The organism is Streptomyces griseicoloratus, assembly GCF_014534645.1.
Lineage (GTDB): Bacteria > Actinomycetota > Actinomycetes > Streptomycetales > Streptomycetaceae > Streptomyces > Streptomyces griseicoloratus.
This window is the reverse complement of record NZ_JACVQF010000237.1, coordinates 1-18541: the sequence shown is the minus strand read 5'-3', so window position 1 is coordinate 18541 and position 18541 is coordinate 1. Positions and strand designations below refer to the sequence as shown.

The window sequence follows — 18541 nt, the reverse complement described above, 5'->3', positions numbered from 1 at the left end:
GGTCGAAGCGGAAGCCGTCGACGTGCATCTCGGTGACCCAGTACCGCAGCGAGTCCATGATCATCTGGAGGACGTGCGGGGACCGCATGAGCAGGGAGTTGCCCGTGCCCGTGGTGTCCGTGTAGTAGCGCGGGTCGTCCGCGAGCCGGTAGTACGACGGGTTGTCGATGCCCTTGAACGACAGCGTCGGACCCAGGTGGTTGCCCTCGGCGGTGTGGTTGTAGACCACGTCGAGGATGACCTCGATCCCGGCCTCGTGCAGCGCCTTCACCGCCGACTTGAACTCCAGCACCTGCTGGCCGCGGTCGCCCCAGGAGGCGTAGGCGTTGTGCGGGGCGAAGAAGCCGATCGTGTTGTAGCCCCAGTAGTTGGCCAGGCCCATGTCCACCAGGCGGTGGTCGTTCACGAACTGATGCACCGGCATCAGCTCCAGCGCGGTCACCCCCAGCCCCGTGAGGTGTTCGATGAGCGCCGGGTGCGCGAGGGCCGCGTAGGTGCCGCGCAGCTCCTCGGGGAGACCCGGGTGCAGCATGGTCAGGCCCTTGACGTGGGCCTCGTAGATCACCGTGTGGTGGTACTCCGTCCGGGGGCGCCGGTCGTCGCCCCAGTCGAAGTACGGGTTGACCACGACCGATGTCATCGTGTGCGGCGCCGAGTCCAGGTCGTTGCGCCGGCCGGGGTCGTCGAAGTGGTAGCCGTACACCTCCTCGCCCCACTGGACCGAACCGCTGATCGCACGCGCGTACGGATCGAGGAGCAGCTTCGCGGAGTTGCAGCGCAGCCCGCGCTCCGGGGCGTACGGGCCGTGCACGCGGTAGCCGTACCGCTGCCCCGGCATCACGCCCGGCACGTACGCGTGCCGCACGAACGCGTCGCTCTCCCGCAGCTCGACGGCCGTCTCGGAGCCGTCGTCGTGCAGCAGACACAGCTCTACTCGGTCCGCGGCCTCCGTGAAGACCGCGAAGTTGGTGCCGGCGCCGTCGTACGTGGCGCCGAGTGGGTACGCCTCTCCAGGCCAGACCTGCATGGACACGACTCTTTCAGGTGGGGGGCGCCGGTGCGGACGCCTTGGCTCCGAGTCTCCCCGAAAGTGAGGCGGCCACCTAGCACTCACGTGCTCCTGTTCATCGGCCGGGGATCCGCCCGGTGGGGTTCGGGAGGCGGGCGCGACGGATTCTTCCCCGCCCCGTACGACGTCACGGCTATGAATCCGCTCACTCCCCACGGGCCGGTGGGGCGGAACGAGCCCGTGGAACACGGCCGTTGGCAAAACGAGCCTGTCCATCAGGCTGCACCGCGCACCGCTACCGGAGTACCCTTCCTTGATCGTTGAGACGGGTAGTCCCCGGGAGTGCTCAGGGGAGCGGAAGGCGGTGCGCGGGTGGGCTCGGGAGGGCTGGAGCTGCCCCCTGGTGACGAGGGTGGTCACGAGGGGAGCTCCACGGACGTCCCGCCCGGTGCGGTGTCCCTGGCGCGGCCGATGGACGCCGGCGCGATCGGTCCGGAGCTGGACTGGGACGCCGACGCCTGGCACGAGGTGCGCACGCGCGCGCAGCGGGCCGGCCGGGCCTACATCTGGCTGAACCTCGTCGAGCAGCGGCTGCGCGCGGTCGTGGCCGCCGTCCTGCGGCCCGTCTACGAACCCGTCCACGGCGACGACTGGGTGGTCGCCGCGGCCGGACCCGCCGGTCAGGAGTGGGTACAGCGGGCGGTCGCCGTCCGCGAGGTCAGCCGCCGCAAGGGCTATCTGCTCGACCCGGCCGACGACAACGTCCTGAGCTTCCTCACTCTGCCGCAGCTGCGCGAGCTGATGGTGCAGCACTGGCCCTGCTTCGAGCCCTACGTCGACGAGCGCCGCGACGTGGAGCTCGCGCTGGACGAGCTGGAGGTCACCCGGAACGTCGTCTCCCGCAACCGGGCGCTGTCCGAGGCGGTCCTGAGCCAGGCCGAGCGGGCCTCGGCGCGGCTGCTGGAGATACTCGGCGCCGGCAGCGACGTGCCCTCGGCGCGCCGGCTCCCCGTGGACGCGGTGGAGGACCTGGTCGGTGACCGGTACGCCGACGTGGTCGCCGTGCACCCGGACCGGGTCAGGCTGCTGCGCCAGTTCCCGGCCGAGGACATCTTCGGCGGCGCCCGCCGTCTGGACGCCCTCGGCATCGGGCTCAACCTGCTCGTGCAGAACTTCTCCGGCCGCCGTCTGGTACGGCTGGCCGAGTCCGGCGGCCGGGTGCGGCTGCTGTTCCTGAACCCGGCCTCCAGCGCGATCAAGCGCCGCGAGCGCGAACTCGGCATCAAGCGGGGCGAGCTGAGCCGGGCCGTGGAGATGAACATCCTGCACATGCGGCGGGTGCGCTCCCGGCTGCGCGATCCGGGCGCCTTCGAGATCCAGGTCTTCGACGAGACGCCCCGCTTCACGGCCTACCTCGTCGACGGGGACGGCGCCGACGGCATCGCGGTGGTGCAGTCGTACCTGCGCCGGACGCGGGGGATGGAGGCGCCGGTGCTCGTGCTGCGGAACGGGCGGAACGGGAGCAAGGTTCTGAAAGCGGACCAGGTCGACGAAGGTGGACTCTTCCCCACTTACCGTGAGGAGTTCGAGCTGATGTGGGCGGATTCGCGCCCTGTGTCGTGACCCGCCGGGCGGGCATAAACGGAATGCGGGCCTCGGGTTGTCAGTGGCGCATGCGAAGGTGGAGGCCACTGGGGGAACGCACCACCGAGAAGGGGGACCGCCCATGGGCTGGCACCGGGAGCTGCTGATCGGCTTCGACCTGGAGACGACGGGCACCGATCCGCGCGAGGCGCGCATCGTCACGGGCGCCGTGATCGAGGTCAGGGGCGGGGAGCCGCTGGGGCGCCGGGAGTGGCTGGCCGACCCGGGCGTGGAGATCCCGCCGGACGCGGTGGCGGTGCACGGCATCAGCAGCGAGCGCGCGGCCTCCGAGGGCCGCCCCGCCGACCAGGTGGCCGACGCCATCGCCGGTGTCCTCGCCGACCACTGGAGGGCCGGCGTCCCGGTCGTCGCCTACAACGCGGCCTTCGACCTCTCCCTGCTCTCCGCCGAACTGCGGCGGTACGGGCTGCCGTCCCTGCGCGACCGCCTGGGCGGTCTGGACCCCGCCCCGGTCATCGACCCGTACACCATCGACCGCGCCGTCGACCGCTACCGCCGCGGCAAGCGCAACCTGGAGGCGGTCTGCAAGGAGTACGGCGTGCCGCTCGACGCCGCCCACGACGCCTCGGCCGACGCCCTCGCCGCGGCCCGGCTGGCCTGCGCGATAGCCGGCCGCCACCCCAAGGTCGCGGCCCTCGGCCCGGCGCAACTGCACCGGCGCCAGATCGAGTGGTACGCCGAGTGGGCGGCCGACTTCCAGAACTTCCTGCGCCGCAAGGGCGACCCCACGGCGGTCGTCGACGGCACGTGGCCCCTGCGGGAGCCGACCGCCGAACGCGTCTGATCCGCCCACCGGGGCTCGCCCGGGACCCGCCGCGTGGGGGAGCCGGACCCTCCTGGGTGCGGGTCAGAACGGGTACCAGCGCACCGTCGTGTCTCCGTTCCGCAGGGACGTCACCCGGCGTTCGAACTCGGCCAGGGCCTTGGGGTTGGTCGGGGCGTGCTGGGAGACCCAGGCGCAGCTGGCCGTCTCGCGGGCGCCGCGCAGCACCGCGCAGCCCTCCCATTCGCGCACGTCCCAGCCGTAGGCGGCGGTGAAGGAGTCGTACGCCTCGGCCGGCAGCCCGTAGCGGTCCCGGCTGAGCGCCATGACCACGAGGTCGTGTTCGCGCAGGTCGGAGGAGAAGGTCTCCAGGTCGATGAGGACCGGACCGTCGGGACCGACGTGCACGTTGCGGGGCAGCGCGTCGCCGTGGATCGGACCCGGCGCCAGGTGGGGCGTGAGCGCGGCGGCGGCCGCCGCGAAGCCGTCGCGGCGCTCGCGCAGATACGCCGCGTCCGCGGGGTCGATCGCGTCGCCCGCGAGCCGCAGCCAGCGTTCGACACCGCCCAGCAGATCGCGGGGCGGCAGCTCGAAGGAGGGGGAGGGCAGTGCGTGCACCAGCCGGATCAGTTCGGCCACGTCCCGCGGCTCGGCGGGCCGCACCGGGTCGGGCAGCCGGTGCCACACCGTCACCGGGTGCCCGTCGACCAGCAGCGCCTTCGGCTCGGCCGCCCGTACCGCCGGCACACCCGCCTCTTCCAGCCACACCGCGACGGCCAGCTCCCGGCGTGCCCGGTCCAGGAGTTCGGCGTCGCGGCCCACCTTCACCACCAGACCGCCGGCGGCGAACACCGCGTTCTCGCCCAGGGCGAGCAGCCGCGCGTCCCGTACCGGGCCGGGCAGCACCCCCGCCGCGGCCAGTACCTCCCGCGCCCGTGTCTCGTCCATCGTCCGCCTCCGTGTCTGTACTCGACCGTTCTCCGTCGGCCAGTGTCGCATTCGCACAGGTCGGACGGTGTGCGCGGTGTCTTGACGGGGCATCGCGCCTTCACGACCATGGCCAGGCCCGTCCGAGCGGCGCAAAGGGGCTGATGACGTGACATCGGTGACCGAGGCGAAGAGACCGGCGCGCGGCGCGCCCGCGACGGGCCGGCCACGGCCTGCCGCCGGCCACGGCGCGTGGTTCCTGGTGCTGCCCGCGCTGATCCCCATCCTGGTCCTCAGCGTCGGACCGCTGCTCTACGGCATCCTGCTGGCGTTCACCGACGCCCAGTCGGGCCGGACGGAGCCCACGCAGTGGATCGGCGCCCTGAACTTCCGGGACCTGCTGCACGACACGCTGTTCTGGGAGTCGTTCCGGATCGGCCTGGTGTGGGCCGTCGGCGTGACCGTGCCGCAGTTCCTGCTCGCCCTCGGCCTCGCCCTGCTGCTCAACCAGAACCTGCGACTGCGCTGGCTGGCCCGGGCGCTCGCCATCATCCCCTGGGCGATGCCCGAGGTCGTCGTCGGCATCATGTGGCGCATCGTCTACAACCCGGACGCGGGCGTCCTCAACGAGACCCTGCGCGACCTCGGCCTCGGCGACGGCCGGGACTGGCTCAGCGGACTGGCGACCGCCCTGCCCGCCGTGATCGTCGTCGGCGTCTGGGCGGGCATGCCGCAGACGACGGTCGCCCTGCTCGCCGGGCTGCAGAACACCCCCCGGGAGCTGCACGAGGCCGCCGCGGTGGACGGCGCCGGAGCCTGGCGCCGGTTCCGCACCGTGACCTGGCCCGCCATCAGACCCGTCGCGCTCGCCATCACCGCGCTCAACCTCATCTGGAACTTCAACTCCTTCGCCCTGGTCTACGTGCTGACCAACGGAGGCCCCGGCGGCCGGACCCGGCTGCCCATGCTCTTCGCCTACGAAGAGGCCTTCCGCTACGGGCAGTTCGGCTACGCGGCGGCGATGGGCTGTGTCATGGTCGCCGTGGTCTCGATCCTGCTGGCGGTCTTCCTCGTCGGCCGGCTGCGGGGAGGGGAGGACGCGTGAAGACGTCGACCGCGGCCCGCGCGGGCCAGTACGCGGCCCTGCTGGCGTATCTCGTCTTCCTGGCCTTCCCGTTCCTGTGGCTGGTCTCCACCGCCTTCAAGCCGCCGCGGGAGCTGGGCAGCCTGCACCCCACCTGGATCCCGGAGGACCCCACCCTCGCCAACTTCCGGCAGGCCTTCGACGAACAGCCGCTGCTGCGCGCAGCGTCCAACTCCCTGCTCGCCGCCCTCGGAGCCGCGCTGATCGCCGTGGTGATCGCGACCCCGATGGCCTACGTCATGGCCCGCCACCGCTCCCGGCTCACCAGGGCGGCCACCGGCTGGGTCGTCGTCAGCCAGGCGTTCCCCTTCGTCCTGCTGATCATCCCGCTCTTCCTGGTGCTGAAGAACCTCCGGCTGATCAACTCCGTCCCGGGGCTGGTGATGGTGTACGTGGTGTGGTCGCTGCCGTTCGCGCTGTGGATGCTCGCGGGGTACGTCCGGGCCGTACCGGTCGAGCTGGAGGAGGCGGCGGCGGTCGACGGAGCCGGGCGGCTGCGGACGCTGGTGTCGGTGACCGCGCCGCTGCTCGCGCCGGGGATCGTGGCGACCGCGCTGTTCGCGTTCATCACCGCGTGGAACGAGTTCTTCTTCGCGCTCGTCCTGCTGAAGACCCCGGAGAAACAGACCCTGCCGGTCGTGCTCACCCACTTCATCGGGGCCGAGGGCGTCGCCGACCTCGGCCCGCTGGCGGCCGCCGCGTTCCTCGCGACGCTGCCCTCACTGGTCGTCTTCGCGGTCATCCAGCGACGGATCACGGGCGGCATGCTCGCCGGGGCGGTGAAGAGCTGATGCGCACACGGATCACCCTGCTCGTCGCCCTCGCCCTGACCCTGCTCCTGGCCGGCTGCACGGGTGGCGGCAGTGACGCCGACGACGGCCGGATCACCCTCCGCTTCCAGTCCCTGGCCTGGCAGGACGAGTCGGTGCGGGCCAACAAGGAGCTGGTCCGGGAGTGGAACGCCACCCACCCGGACGTCCGGGTCGAGTACATCCAGGGCAGCTGGGACAGCGTGCACGACCAGCTCCTCACCTCCTTCGAGGGCGGCGAGGCGCCCGACGTCATCCACGACGCCTCCGACGACCTCGCGGACTTCGCCTACGGCGGCTACCTCGCCGATCTGACCGACCTGCTGCCCGAGCGGCTGAAGTCCGACATCCCGCAGCGCAGTTGGGAGACGACCACCTTCGGCGACGGCGTCTACGGGGTGCCCTTCCTCCAGGAACCGCGGGTGCTGATCGCCAACACGGAGCTGCTGAAGAAGGCGGGCGTCCGGATCCCCACACCCGAACACCCCTGGAGCTGGCCGGAGTTCCGGCAGGTGACCGGGCAGCTGAGCGGGGACGGGAGGTACGGCGTGGCCTGGCCGCTGAAGGAGCCCGTGTCCGCCACGCTCAACCTGTCGCTGTCGGCCGGCGGGCAGCTGTTCCACCGCGGCGCGGACGGCAAGGTCACCGTCCGCTTCGAGGAGGCCGACCAGGTGGTGCCGCGCACCATCCACGACCAGGCCAACACCGACCACAGCGCCTCCTCGTCGACCCTCGGCAGCGGCGGCTCCGACACCCTGCCGGGGTTCTTCGCGGGCAAGTACGCGATGGTGCCGCTCGGGTTCTCCTACCGCCAGCAGATCGTGCAGCAGGCGCCGGAGGGCTTCGACTGGCAGGTGCTGCCGGCCCCGGCGGGCGCCGGCGGGCTCACCCAGGGCGTCAGCCCGCAGACGCTGTCGATCGCCGAGGACAGCCCGCACAAGCGGGCGGCCGCCGAGTTCATCGACTTCCTCCTGCGGCCGGCGAACATGGTGCGCCTCGCCCTCGGCGACTGGATGCTGCCCACCGGCACGCAGGCCCTCAAGGACCCGGCGCTGCACACGGACGAGCACGGCTGGGCCACCGGCACGGCCCTCGCCGCCCATCTGCGCCCGGCGCCCGCGCAGTCGGTCCGGGGCTACCCCGAGTGGAAGGACAAGGTGGCGACCCCCGCCCTCCAGGAGTACTACAGCGGGGCGATCGGCCTGGACGAGCTGCGCACACGACTGGAGGAGGACGGCAACCTGGTCCTCGCCCGCTACCAGCGCTGAACCGGGACGCGTCCCGGCGGCGTGACGTAATTGATTTGCACGAGACGTCTCGTCTCGCATACGGTCGGGGCATGACCAGTCGCGCACACATCGCCATGTTCTCCGTCGCCGCGCACGGGCACGTGAACCCCAGCCTGGAGGTGATCCGCGAGCTCGTCGCGCGGGGACACCGGGTGACGTACGCGATCCCGCCGCACTTCGCCGAGAAGGTCGCCGAGACCGGCGCCGAACCCAAGCTGTGGAACTCCACCCTGCCCGGACCCGACGCCGACCCGGAGGCCTGGGGGACCACCCTGCTGGACAACGTCGAGCCGTTCCTGAACGACGCGATCCAGGCGCTCCCGCAGCTCATCGAGGCCTACGAGGGCGACGAACCCGACCTCGTCCTGCACGACATCACCTCCTACCCGGCCCGCGTCCTCGCCCACCGCTGGGGCGTGCCCGCGATCTCGCTCTCCCCGAACCTCGTCGCCTGGGAGGGCTACGAGAAGGAGGTCGCCGAACCGATGTGGGAGGAGCCGAAGAAGACCGAGCGCGGCAAGGCGTACTACGCCCGCTTCCAGGGCTGGCTGGAGGAGAACGGGATCACGATGCACCCGGACGACTTCGCCGGCCGCCCGGCGCGCTCCCTGGTGCTGATCCCGAAGGCGCTCCAGCCCAACGCCGACCGGGTCGACGAGCAGACGTACACCTTCGTCGGCGCCTGCCAGGGCGACCGCAGCGCCGAGGGCGACTGGCAGCGCCCCGCCGGCGCGGAGAAGGTCGTCCTGGTCTCCCTCGGGTCGTCCTTCACCAAGCAGCCGGCGTTCTACCGGGAGTGCGTCAAGGCGTTCGGCGAGCTGCCGGGCTGGCACCTGGTGCTCCAGGTCGGCCGGCACGTCGACCCCGCCGAGCTGGGCGACGTACCCGCGAACGTGGAAGTGCGTTCCTGGGTGCCGCAGCTGGCGATCCTCAAGCAGGCGGACCTGTTCGTCACCCACGCGGGCGCCGGCGGCAGCCAGGAGGGCCTGGCCACGGCCACGCCGATGATCGCCGTACCGCAGGCCGTGGACCAGTTCGGCAACGCCGACATGCTCCAGGGCCTCGGCGTCGCCCGGCACCTGCCCACCGAGGAGGCCACCGCCGAGGCGCTGCGCACCGCCGCCCTCGCCCTGGTCGACGACCCCGAGGTCGCCCGGCGCCTGAAGGAGATCCAGGCCCAGATGGCCCAGGAGGGCGGCACCCGGCGTGCGGCCGACCTCATCGAGGCGGAGCTGGCCGCGGCCCGGGGCTGACCGCGGCGGCAACGCGGGAGGGCCCGCCGGTTCCGCTCCGGAACCGGCGGGCCCCCGGCCGTTCAGGGGCGGGCCCCCGGCCGTTCACGGGCGGGCGCTCACACCCCGACCCGCTCGCCCTCGTCGTCCCGCGCGAGGGGCGCGACGGCCGCGGGCGACTCGTCGTGGCTGAGGTCCGGCAACCGGTGCAGCCACTTCGGCAGGTACCAGTTGCGCTCCCCGAGCAGGGCCATCACGGCCGGCAGCAGCACGCCCCGGATGATCGTGGCGTCGATCAGCACCGCCGCCGCGAGACCGACACCCATCTGCTTCATGGACTGCATGGACAGCGTCCCGAAGATGGCGAACACGGCGACCATGATGACCGCGGCACTGGTGACCACCCCGGCCGTGGTGACCACCCCGTGCCGGATGGCGTCCTTCATCGTACGTCCCCCCAGCCGCGCCTCGCGGATCCGCGAGACCACGAACACGTGGTAGTCCATCGACAGGCCGAACAGGATCACGAAGAGGAACAGCGGCAGCCAGGTGATGATGGCCCCGACGCCCTCCGCGCCCACCAGCGACGCGCCCCAGCCGTGCTGGAAGACGGCGACGAGGATGCCGTACGCGGCGCCCACCGAGAGCAGGTTCAGCACGATCGAGGTGAGCGCGACGGTCAGCGAGCGGAACGACAGCAGCATCAGCAGGAAGGCGAAGACCACCACGAACACGAAGACCGGCAGGACCGAGCCGACGAGCTGGTCGTTGAAGTCCTTCGACCCGGCGACCTGCCCGGTGATCGGCGCCTCCACCCCGTCGACCTTGCCGAGCGTGGCCGGACGCACGTCGTCGCGCAGCTTGTCCAGGCTCTCGCCCGCCTTGTCCAGGTCCGAGCCGCCGACCAGCGGCACGTAGACGAGGGCGATGTTCTGCGCGTCGTGCAGCTCGATGTCGACCGGGCCGCGCGAGGCCCCCGAGGCGACCGCCTGCTCACGGAAGCCGGCGAGCGCGGCCTTCACCTCGGGAGCGTTGATGTCGTCGGCCTTGACGACCACCTCGGCCGGCTCGGAGCCGCCCGGGAACGCCTCGTTGACGCGGTTGTACGTCTGCACGATCGGCAGCGAGTCGCCGAACTCCTGGTCCAGGGTGAGGTTCTGCGTCTTCATGCCGATCGCGGGAGCCGCGACGGCCAGCAGCGCGCCGGTGGCGACGACGACGGACAGCACGGGCCTGGCGAGCACGCGCCCGAGGACGGCCGTCCAGAACCGGCTCTCCCCGCCGCCGCCCTTGCGGCGCCGGCGCAGGAACGGCACACGGCCCTTCTCCACCCGCTCGCCCAGCAGGGACAGCAGCGCGGGCAGCACCGTCACCGACCCGACCATGGCCACCGCGACCACCATCAGCGAGGCCAGGCCCATCGCCTCGAACTCGGCGATACCGGTGAACAGCATGCCCGCCATCGCCACGCACACCGTGATGCCGGAGACGACGATCGCCCGGCCGCTGGTGGCGGCGGCGATCCTGAGCGCGGTCTGCGCGTCCCGTCCGGCGGCCCGCTCCTCGCGTTCGCGGCGCAGGTAGAACAGGCAGTAGTCGACGCCGACGGCCAGACCGACCAGCAGCATCACGGAGTTGGCGGTCTCGCTCATCGGCTGGAGGTGGCTGACGAGGGCCATCAGGCCCATGGTCGCCATGATCGCGGTGATCGCCAGCGCCACCGGCAGCAGCGCCGCCACCAGCGCGCCGAAGGCGATGAGCAGAATGCCGAGGGCCACCGGCACCGCGGAGTACTCGGCCTTCTTGAAGTCGTCCCCGAAGGCGTCGTCGAACGTCTTCATCATGCTGGCGCCGCCGATCTCCTCGATCCGCAGGCGCTCGTGGTCCTTCTGGACGTTCTCGACGGCCTCCAGCACCGGCTCGACCCGCTCGCCCGCGGTGTCCGCCTCGCCGCGCATGTCGAACTGCACCAGCGCGCTGCGGCCGTCCTTCGAGATCGTCTCGGTGTCGTACGGCGAGGTCACGTCCGTGACCTTCCCGGTCGCCTCCACCGCCGTGACGACCGCGGTGACGGCGGCCCGGAACTCGGCGTCCGTGGCCGTGAGGCCGCCGTCCCTCGCCTGGATCAGGACCGTCTCGCCGGCCGGCTCGTCGATCCCGGCGTCCTCGATGATCCTGGCGGCGGTCCGCGTCTCGCCCCCCAGCTGGTCGCTGTCGCCGACGTCGACCCGGCCGGCCGCCGAACCGAGCCCCATCGCCAGGACGACGAACAGTACCCAGATGCCGACGGCAGCCCATCGGTGCCGGGCGCTCCAGCCGCCGGCCCGGGCGGCGAGGCCCCGCACCCGTGTGTCTCCGTTCCCCATGACCGGCTTGCCCCCTCGTGAGCGGTGGCGGCCCCCTGCCGCCACCTTGCGCTTCGAAGGTAGGGGCCGGATAAAGCCATCTCGTCGTGCTGTCCGGTGACGTGGGACCGTCCCGGCTCATCCCCTCGTACCGCGGACGTCACCGCTGGGGAGGACGGCGGTCCCTTACATCTATCGGGACGTCTCGGGGGTGGTGATCAGGGGCGGCCGGGTCGTGCCGCACCGGCCCGGCGGTGTTCCCCCGGTATTCCGCAAGGTTGTTGAATAAGTCACAGGTGCGTGTAGCGGTTGATCCGCGCCGCGCACATCGGCCAGAGTGGCGCGCACGTCCGCCGGTGCGGACCCGGCCGTCGTGCCCACCCCCACGGGGCACGACGGCCGTTCTATGGTGTGAGCATGACGACGAGGTATGCGGCACTGCTGCGCGGGATCAACGTGGGCGGCAGCAGGAAGGTCCCGATGGCCGAACTGCGCACGCTGATGGAGGGGCTCGGCCACGACGCCGTGGGCACCTATCTGCAGAGCGGGCAGGCCGTGTTCGCCTCCGACCGCGGGGACGAGGAGTCCCTGGCGGCCGAGTTGGGGGACGCGATCGAGAAGCACTTCGGTTTCGCGGTGGACGTGATCGTGCGTGACCACGCCTACCTGAAGGCGGTCGCCGACGCCTGCCCGTTCCCCGCGGCCGGCCTGGAGGCCAAACAGCTCCACGTCACCTACTTCTCCACGCCGGTCGACGCGGAGCGCTTCGCGGAGATCGACCAGGCCGCCTTCCTCCCCGAGGAGTTCCGCCTCGGCGACCGCGCCCTGTACCTCTACGCGCCGGACGGCCTCGGCCGCTCCAAGCTCGCCGAGGCCCTGTCCCGCCCCCGGCTGAACAAGGGCCTGATCGCCACCACCCGCAACTGGAACACCGTCATCAAGCTCGTGGACCTGACCACCACCTGAACACGCGGGCACGGCGTGATCCGGCCCGGGCCGCCGCACCGTCCGGCCGCGCGCCCGAGCCGGTCGCCACCGCGCACGACCCGGCGCACGTCGACGCCGCGCGCCGCGGCGACGAGGCCGGTGCCGGGCCCGACTCGGGCGGTCGGGGGACATCCGCCCGGCTGCGCGTCGCCGCCGGCGCGGTGTGGGCCGGTGGGCCGGCGGAGCGTTCGGGCCGCGCGTGCGAGCCGGTCGGCGCCGCGCACGTCGAGGCCGGTGCCGGGCGCGACTCGGGCGGGCCGGTGGGGACACCCGGTCGGCTCCGCGTCACCGGCGGGACGCCGGCGGTCGGCGTCAGGCGCCGAGCGCCGCCAGTGGCACCGGAAGGTGCGCCGCCGCGTAGCGTTCCAGCAGCAGGCGCGCCACCTCCGGTGCCGGGCCGAGTACGTCGGCCAGGACGTCCGCGTCGGCCGCGCCCCGTGCGATGCGGTCCGGGAGGAAGCCGGGGGCCAGGACGTACGGGGCCACGGCGACGCGCGCGCAGCCCAGCTCCCGCAGCTCGCGCACCGCGTCCTCGGTGCGCGGCAGGGATGCGGAGGCGAACGCAGGCCGCACGGCGCACCAACCGGTGTGCCGCCACTCCCGCGCGATATGTGCGATCACTGCGATCGCCTCCGGGTCGGAGGACCCCGCCGAGGCCAGCACGACCCCGGTCGAGGACTTGTCGGCGGGCGCGAGGCCCGCCTCGTACAGGCGCCGCTCCAGCGCCGACAGCAGCAGCGGGGACGGGCCCAGCACCTCCGCCTGCCGGATGCGCAGCCGGGGCGGCGCGTCCGCGAGGACGGCCGGGATGTCCGCCTTGGCGTGGAAGGCGCGCGTCAGCAGCAGCGGCAGGGCCACGACGTCCCGCACGCCCTGCGCGGCCAGGGACTCCAGCACCCCCTGCACCGAGGGCACGTTGAAGTCCAGGAAGCCGGTCTCCACCCGTACGTCCGGGCGCAGTGACCTGACCCGCCGCACGAGGGCGTGCACGGTCGCGGCGTGCCGCGGATCGCGGCTGCCGTGGGCGATGACGAGCAGGACCGGCAGGGGCATGATGACGTACCTCAGTTCCTCACCAGCAGGCCGCGGCTGCGCAGCACCCACCGCTCCAGCGGGCTGAAGATCAGCAGGTCGATGGCGATGCCGACGATCAGGATGAGCAGGATGGCCTCGAACACCATGGCCATGTCGCTGGCGTTGCGGCCGTTCTCCAGCAACTGGCCGAGACCGACGCCGAGGTCCGGGAAGGACGCGATGATCTCGGCGGCCATCAGCGACCGCCAGGAGAACGCCCAGCCCTGCTTCAGTCCCGCCACATAGCCCGGCAGCGCGGCCGGCAGCACGATGTGCCAGGTGCCCTTCAGACCCGTCGCGCCCAGGGTGCGGCCCGCCCGCAGGAACAGCGGGGGCACCTGGTCGACGCCGGAGACCAGGCCGTTGGCGATGGACGGGACCGCGCCGAGCAGGATGACGGCGTACATCATCGAGTTGTTCAGGCCCAGCCAGATCACGGCCGGCGGCACCCACGCCACCGACGGCAGCGACTGCAGACCGGACAGGATCGGCCCTATCGCCGCGCGCACGAACTTCACCCGCGCCACCAGCAGCCCCAGCGGGGTGCCGATCAGCAGCGCGAAGCAGAAGCCCAGCAGACCGCGCGAGACGGAAGTCCAGATGTAGCCGAGCAGTTCGCCCTGGAGCCAGGCGTCCCGGACCACCTGCCACACGTCGGAGGGGGCGGGCAGCTTGGACGGATCGTCGACGATCTTGAACGAGACCAGGCCCTGCCACACCACCAGCACCAGCAGGATCGCGGTGATCGGCGGCAGGATCTTCTCCACGAAGGTCTGCCGGAAGGGCTTGCGGCCCTGCTGCACCGTCTCCAGTGCGTCGAGGCCCGCCTCCAGGCCGGCGAGATCGGCGCCGTCCTTGGCGGGGGTCGTGTCAGTGCTGGCCATGGCGGCGGATCTCCCCACGCAGTTCTTCGGTGATCTCGACGGACAGCTCCGCCACGGCGGTGTCCTCGATGCGGCGCGGATGCGGGATGCCGACCGTCCACTGGCGAGCGACGCGCCCGGGACGGGACGACAGCAGCACCACGCGCTGCGCGAGCCGGACCGCCTCGCGCACGTTGTGCGTGACGAACAGGACGGACAGCCGCGTCTCGCGCCAGATCCGGGTCAGCTCGTCGTGCAGCACGTCCCGGGTGATCGCGTCCAGCGCCGCGAACGGCTCGTCCATCAGCAGCAGCCGGCTCTCCTGGGCGAGGGCGCGGGCCATCGCCACGCGCTGGCGCATCCCGCCCGACAGCTCGTGCACCCGCTTGCCGTACGCGCCCTTGAGACGGACCAGTTCCAGGAGCTCGTCGGCCTTGTCGCGCCGCTCGGACTTCGGCACGCCCCGCAGCTTCAGGGCGAGCTCGATGTTCTTGCCCGCGGTCAGCCACGGGAAGAGGGCGTGCTCCTGGAACATCAGCGCCGGACGCCCGTCGGTGGTGATGGTGCCCGCGCTGGGCCGGTCCAGGCCCGCCACCAGGTTCAGCAGAGTGGACTTGCCGCAGCCGGAGGCCCCCAGGAGGGTGACGAACTCGCCGGGCGCGACATCGAGCGTGATGTCGTCCAGCACGAGCTGCTGTCCGGCGGGGCCCGCGAACGACTTCGAGACATGCTCGATCCGGGCGGCGTGCGTGGCCGCCTCGGTGCCGTCGGCGGCCTTGGCGAGGGTCGTGGCCATGGTCGTCACCTCCTGGGGGTTGTCGGATCCGGGGTTACTTCACGCCGAGACCGGCGTCGTCGACCTCGGGCTCGCCCGCGGCCTTCAGGACCTTGTTGAGGATCGTGAGGTCGTAGATGCCCCTGAGGTCGGGCTCCTCCAGCAGTCCGGCCTGCACCGCGTGCTCGGCCTGGGCGTCGAGGGTGGCGGCCAGCGGGTCGTCGGTGAGCTGGATCGACTCCCACGCCGGGTCGAGGACGTCGGCCGGCAGCGCCTTGCCCGTGTCGGTCTCCAGCTGCTTGTTGGCGGCGGCCTTGGCCTCGTCCGGGTTGGCCTTGATCCACTTGTTGGTCTCGACGGAGGCCCTCAGCACCGCCTCGACGGCCTTCGGGTGCTCCTTGAGGAACTTCTGCGACACGATGATGTTCGTGATCACGAACTTCTTGCCGGGCCACAGGTCGGCCTCGTCGAGCAGCACCTTGCCGCCCTCGGCGACCAGCTTCGACGCGGTCGGCTCCGGCACCCAGGCGCCGTCCAGGGAACCGGCCTTGTAGGCGTCGGGCGTGACCTTGTTGTCGCTGCGGACGACCGTGACGTCGCCCTTGCCGCTCTGCGCGTCCACCTTCCAGCCCTGCTCGGCGATCCAGTTGAGGAACGCCACGTCCTGGGTGTTGCCGAGCTGGGGGGTCGCGATCCGCTTGCCCTTGACGTCCTTCAGGGACTTGATCTTCTCCGGGTTCACGACCAGCTTCACGCCACCGGAGGCCGAGCCCCCGATGATGCGCAGGTTCTTGCCGCCCGACTTGGTGTAGCCGTTGATCGCGGGGGAGGGGCCGATCCAGCCGATGTCGATCGAGCCGGCGTTGAGCGCCTCGATCTCGGAGGGGCCCGCGTTGAAGGTCGCGTACTTGGCCTTGGTGGCGCCCAGCTCCTTCTGGAAGAAGCCCTTCTGGTTGGCCACCAGGGCCGTGGCGTGGGTGACGTTGCCGAAGTAGCCGATCTTGACGGAGTCGAGACCGTCGATCTTCTCGGCACCCGCGGCGACCTGGGCCGTGTCGTCGTCCTTCGCCTGCGAGCCGTACCCGCAGGCGGCGAGGGCGAGGAGGGGGAGGGCGGCCACGGTGGCCAAGGTGCGGCGCAGGACGGTGCTGGCAGGCACGGGAGGTGTTCCTCTCGTTGGCCCGGCGGTCACGCCTGTCGGTTCGTCCGAGGTGTCAGGTCGTGGCCGGGAGGTCGGCAGGTCTTCGGCTGTGCGGGTGGGGGGTGCGGGCGCGCAGGCAGTGCGCGTACGTCAGCGCGCACATCGCGCCACCCCGCCCTGCCCGCTGCCGAGAGCACCGCTGCCGATCCGGCCGCCCTCCTTGGCGAACGTCGAGTAGACGTCGGGGGAGTTCATGCTCAGAAGTCCCAACCGTCGTCGTCGGCGCCGTCCTTGACCGGCTCCGGAGCGGCGAACGACTCGCCGACCATACCGGCGGTGAGCGTGGTGCCGTCACCGGGATCGATCAGGATGAACGAGCCGGTGCGCCGCGAGTCGGCGTAGGAGTCGGCGGGCAGCGGCTCGGCGGTACGGATCTTCACCCGGCCGATGTCGTTGGCGACGAGCTGGCCCGGGTGCGGGTGCAGGGACAGGTCGTCGAGCGTGAGGCGTGCCGGGATGTCCTTGACGATGGCCTTGACCGTGCGGGTGCCGTGCTTGAGCAGCACCCGGTGGCCCACGGTCAGCGCCTGGTCGGCGACGTGGCACACGGTGGCCTCGACGTCCTGGGTGGTGGCCGGCGCGTCCTTCGTCGGGACGATCAGGTCACCCCGGGAGACGTCGATGTCGTCCTCCAGCAGCAGCGTCACCGACTGCGGCGTCCAGGCGACGTCGACCGGCTCGCCCAGCAGGTCGATGCCGGTGACCTTCGTGGTGCGGCCCGAGGGCAGGACGGTCACCTCGTCGCCGACACGGAAGGTGCCGGCGGCGATCTGGCCCGCGTAACCGCGGTAGTCGGGGTGCTCGGCGGTCTGCGGCCGGATCACGTACTGCACGGGCAGCCGGGCGTGGCAGTGCGCCAGGTCGTGGCTGACCGGGACGGTCTCCAGGTGCTCAAGGACGGTCGGGCCGCCGTACCAGTCCATGTGGGCGGAGGCTTCCACGACGTTGTCGCCGACGAGCGCCGAGATCGGGATCGCGGTGACCTCCGGCACGCCCAGCTCGGTCGCGTACGCCGTGAACTCCTCGGCGATGGCGGCGAACACGGACTCCTCGTAGCCGACGAGGTCCATCTTGTTGACGGCGAGGACGACGTGCGGGACCCGCAGCAGCGCGGCGATCGCGGCGTGCCGGCGGGTCTGCTCGACGACGCCGTTGCGGGCGTCGACCAGGATCACCGTCAGCTCGGCCGTGGACGCGCCGGTGACCATGTTCCGCGTGTACTGCACGTGCCCGGGGGTGTCGGCGAGGATGAACCGGCGCCGGGGCGTGGCGAAGTAGCGGTAGGCCACGTCGATGGTGATGCCCTGTTCGCGCTCGGCGCGCAGGCCGTCGGTGAGCAGCGCGAGGTCCGGGGTGTCCTGGCCGCGGCTGGCGGAGGCCCGCTCCACGGCCTCCAGCTGGTCGGCGAGGACCGACTTGGAGTCGTGCAGCAGCCGGCCGACGAGGGTGGACTTGCCGTCGTCGACGGACCCGGCGGTGGCGAACCGCAGCAGGGTGGTCGCCGACAGCTGCTCGACCGACAGCGGCTCGGTGGGTTCGGTGGTGCTGGTCATGGCTAGAAGTACCCCTCGCGCTTGCGGTCTTCCATCGCGGCCTCGGAAAGCTTGTCGTCGGCACGCGTCGCGCCGCGCTCGGTGAGCCGGGACGCGGCGATCTCGGCGATCACCTTCTCGATGGTGTCGGCGTCGGAGTCGACCGCGCCGGTGCAGGACATGTCGCCGACGGTGCGGTAGCGCACCCGCCGCTTCTCCACCGTCTCGCCGTCCTTCGGGCCGCCCCACTCGCCGGCCGTCAGCCACATGCCGGAGCGGGCGAAGACCTCGCGCTCGTGGGCGTAGTAGATCTCGGGCAGCTCGATGTTCTCGCGGGCGATGTACTGCCACACGTCCAGCTCGGTCCAGTTGGACAGCGGGAAGACGCGGACGTGCTCGCCGTGGGCGTGCCGGCCGTTGTACAGGTTCCACAGTTCGGGGCGCTGGCGGCGCGGGTCCCACTGGGAGAACTCGTCGCGCAGCGAGAACACCCGTTCCTTGGCGCGGGCCTTCTCCTCGTCGCGGCGGCCGCCGCCGAACACGGCGTCGAACCTCTCGCTGCGGATCTTCTCCGTCAGGGGCAGCGTCTGCAGCGGGTTGCGGGTGCCGTCCGGGCGTTCCCGCAGCACCCCCCGGTCGATGTAGTCCTGCACGCGGGCCACGTGGAGCGTGAGTGTGTGGGCGGCGACGACGCGGTCGCGGTGGTCGAGGACCTCGGGGAAGTTGTGCCCGGTGTCGACGTGCAGCAGGGCGAACGGCAGCGGCGCGGGGGCGAACGCCTTCAGCGCCAGGTGCAGCATGACGATGGAGTCCTTGCCGCCGGAGAACAGGATCACCGGCCGCTCGAACTCACCCGCCACCTCGCGGAAGATGTGCACCGCCTCGGACTCCAGGGCGTCCAGGTGCGAGAGGGCGTACGGGGAGTC

General features: G+C 71.8%; 16 protein-coding genes. 7 read left to right on the top strand and 9 right to left on the bottom strand.

The window, feature by feature from the left end; all coding sequences use genetic code 11:
- On the bottom strand, positions 1-1027 hold a 1027-nt coding region (locus H0H10_RS37480), incomplete at its 3' end, for a glycogen debranching protein (RefSeq protein WP_262506339.1).
- Between the two features lie 354 nt (positions 1028-1381).
- Here H0H10_RS37480 and H0H10_RS37475 point away from each other — a divergent pair.
- Both H0H10_RS37475 and H0H10_RS37470 read left to right on the top strand, forming a co-directional pair.
- The gene (locus H0H10_RS37475) at positions 1382-2632 is read left to right on the top strand and encodes a DUF5919 domain-containing protein (protein WP_188185692.1); all 1251 of its coding nucleotides are present in this window, start codon (positions 1382-1384) and stop codon (positions 2630-2632) included.
- Positions 2633-2735: 103 nt separating this feature from the next.
- On the top strand, positions 2736-3458 hold the full coding sequence (locus H0H10_RS37470) for a 3'-5' exonuclease (RefSeq protein WP_188185691.1): 723 nt from the start codon (positions 2736-2738) through the stop codon (positions 3456-3458).
- A 63-nt stretch (positions 3459-3521) separates the two neighbouring features.
- On the opposite strand, the gene H0H10_RS37465 is transcribed toward H0H10_RS37470, so the two are convergent.
- Positions 3522-4385 carry a phosphotransferase enzyme family protein gene (locus tag H0H10_RS37465; protein ID WP_188185690.1) on the bottom strand — a complete coding sequence of 288 codons (864 nt, stop codon included), beginning with the start codon at positions 4383-4385 and terminating at the stop codon, positions 3522-3524.
- A 148-nt stretch (positions 4386-4533) separates the two neighbouring features.
- Between H0H10_RS37465 and H0H10_RS37460 the strand changes: the two genes are divergently transcribed.
- The 4 genes from H0H10_RS37460 to H0H10_RS37445 all read left to right on the top strand — a co-directional run bounded on the left by H0H10_RS37460 (position 4534) and on the right by H0H10_RS37445 (position 8859).
- A complete protein-coding gene (locus H0H10_RS37460; protein WP_188185689.1) occupies positions 4534-5469 on the top strand; it encodes a carbohydrate ABC transporter permease in 936 nt (311 codons plus the stop codon).
- Positions 5466-6299: a carbohydrate ABC transporter permease gene (locus H0H10_RS37455; RefSeq protein ID WP_188185688.1), complete on the top strand. Its 834-nt coding sequence runs from the start codon at positions 5466-5468 to the stop codon at positions 6297-6299. The genes H0H10_RS37460 and H0H10_RS37455 overlap by 4 nt, the downstream gene beginning before the upstream one ends.
- Complete coding sequence (locus tag H0H10_RS37450) at positions 6299-7585, top strand: ABC transporter substrate-binding protein (RefSeq protein ID WP_188185687.1); 1287 nt, start codon at positions 6299-6301, stop codon at positions 7583-7585. The genes H0H10_RS37455 and H0H10_RS37450 overlap by 1 nt, the downstream gene beginning before the upstream one ends.
- A gap of 71 nt (positions 7586-7656) precedes the next feature.
- Positions 7657-8859, top strand: a complete 1203-nt coding sequence (locus tag H0H10_RS37445; protein WP_188185686.1) for a glycosyltransferase — start codon at positions 7657-7659, stop codon at positions 8857-8859.
- 98 nt (positions 8860-8957) lie between these two features.
- On the opposite strand, the gene H0H10_RS37440 is transcribed toward H0H10_RS37445, so the two are convergent.
- The gene (locus tag H0H10_RS37440; protein ID WP_188185685.1) at positions 8958-11204 is read right to left on the bottom strand and encodes an MMPL family transporter; all 2247 of its coding nucleotides are present in this window, start codon (positions 11202-11204) and stop codon (positions 8958-8960) included.
- Between the two features lie 396 nt (positions 11205-11600).
- Here H0H10_RS37440 and H0H10_RS37435 point away from each other — a divergent pair, with 396 nt between their 5' ends.
- Entirely contained in the window at positions 11601-12149 is a 549-nt protein-coding gene (locus H0H10_RS37435; protein ID WP_188185684.1) for a DUF1697 domain-containing protein, read from the top strand.
- Between the two features lie 333 nt (positions 12150-12482).
- Here the strand turns inward: H0H10_RS37435 and H0H10_RS37430 are convergent, their stop codons facing one another.
- The 6 genes from H0H10_RS37430 to cysD form a co-directional block, all read right to left on the bottom strand.
- Positions 12483-13223, bottom strand: coding sequence for a sirohydrochlorin chelatase (locus H0H10_RS37430; protein WP_188185683.1), 741 nt, complete (start codon positions 13221-13223; stop codon positions 12483-12485).
- An 11-nt stretch (positions 13224-13234) separates the two neighbouring features.
- Positions 13235-14128 carry an ABC transporter permease gene (locus tag H0H10_RS37425; protein ID WP_188185682.1) on the bottom strand — a complete coding sequence of 298 codons (894 nt, stop codon included), beginning with the start codon at positions 14126-14128 and terminating at the stop codon, positions 13235-13237.
- Positions 14115-14903: an ABC transporter ATP-binding protein gene (locus tag H0H10_RS37420; RefSeq protein ID WP_188185681.1), complete on the bottom strand. Its 789-nt coding sequence runs from the start codon at positions 14901-14903 to the stop codon at positions 14115-14117. The genes H0H10_RS37425 and H0H10_RS37420 overlap by 14 nt, the downstream gene beginning before the upstream one ends.
- A 34-nt stretch (positions 14904-14937) precedes the next feature.
- Positions 14938-16041, bottom strand: a complete 1104-nt coding sequence (locus H0H10_RS37415) for an aliphatic sulfonate ABC transporter substrate-binding protein (protein WP_188185680.1) — start codon at positions 16039-16041, stop codon at positions 14938-14940.
- Between the two features lie 239 nt (positions 16042-16280).
- A complete protein-coding gene (locus H0H10_RS37405) occupies positions 16281-17636 on the bottom strand; it encodes a sulfate adenylyltransferase subunit 1 (protein WP_188185678.1) in 1356 nt (451 codons plus the stop codon).
- A gap of 2 nt (positions 17637-17638) precedes the next feature.
- Positions 17639-18541 (bottom strand): sulfate adenylyltransferase subunit CysD (gene cysD / locus H0H10_RS37400; RefSeq protein WP_223181028.1); only part of this gene is annotated, 903 nt, incomplete at its 5' end.

Bases quoted from the DNA above. Each gene is read 5' to 3' on its own strand.
- H0H10_RS37405 (WP_188185678.1), bottom strand. From the start codon at position 17,636: ATGACCAGCACCACCGAACCCACCGAGCCGCTGTCGGTCGAGCAGCTG.
- H0H10_RS37470 (WP_188185691.1), top strand. From the start codon at position 2,736: ATGGGCTGGCACCGGGAGCTGCTGATCGGCTTCGACCTGGAGACGACG.
- H0H10_RS37445 (WP_188185686.1), top strand. From the start codon at position 7,657: ATGACCAGTCGCGCACACATCGCCATGTTCTCCGTCGCCGCGCACGGG.
- H0H10_RS37450 (WP_188185687.1), top strand. From the start codon at position 6,299: ATGCGCACACGGATCACCCTGCTCGTCGCCCTCGCCCTGACCCTGCTC.
- H0H10_RS37430 (WP_188185683.1), bottom strand. From the start codon at position 13,223: ATGCCCCTGCCGGTCCTGCTCGTCATCGCCCACGGCAGCCGCGATCCG.
- H0H10_RS37435 (WP_188185684.1), top strand. From the start codon at position 11,601: ATGACGACGAGGTATGCGGCACTGCTGCGCGGGATCAACGTGGGCGGC.
- H0H10_RS37425 (WP_188185682.1), bottom strand. From the start codon at position 14,128: ATGGCCAGCACTGACACGACCCCCGCCAAGGACGGCGCCGATCTCGCC.
- H0H10_RS37440 (WP_188185685.1), bottom strand. From the start codon at position 11,204: ATGGGGAACGGAGACACACGGGTGCGGGGCCTCGCCGCCCGGGCCGGC.
- H0H10_RS37420 (WP_188185681.1), bottom strand. From the start codon at position 14,903: ATGGCCACGACCCTCGCCAAGGCCGCCGACGGCACCGAGGCGGCCACG.
- H0H10_RS37465 (WP_188185690.1), bottom strand. From the start codon at position 4,385: ATGGACGAGACACGGGCGCGGGAGGTACTGGCCGCGGCGGGGGTGCTG.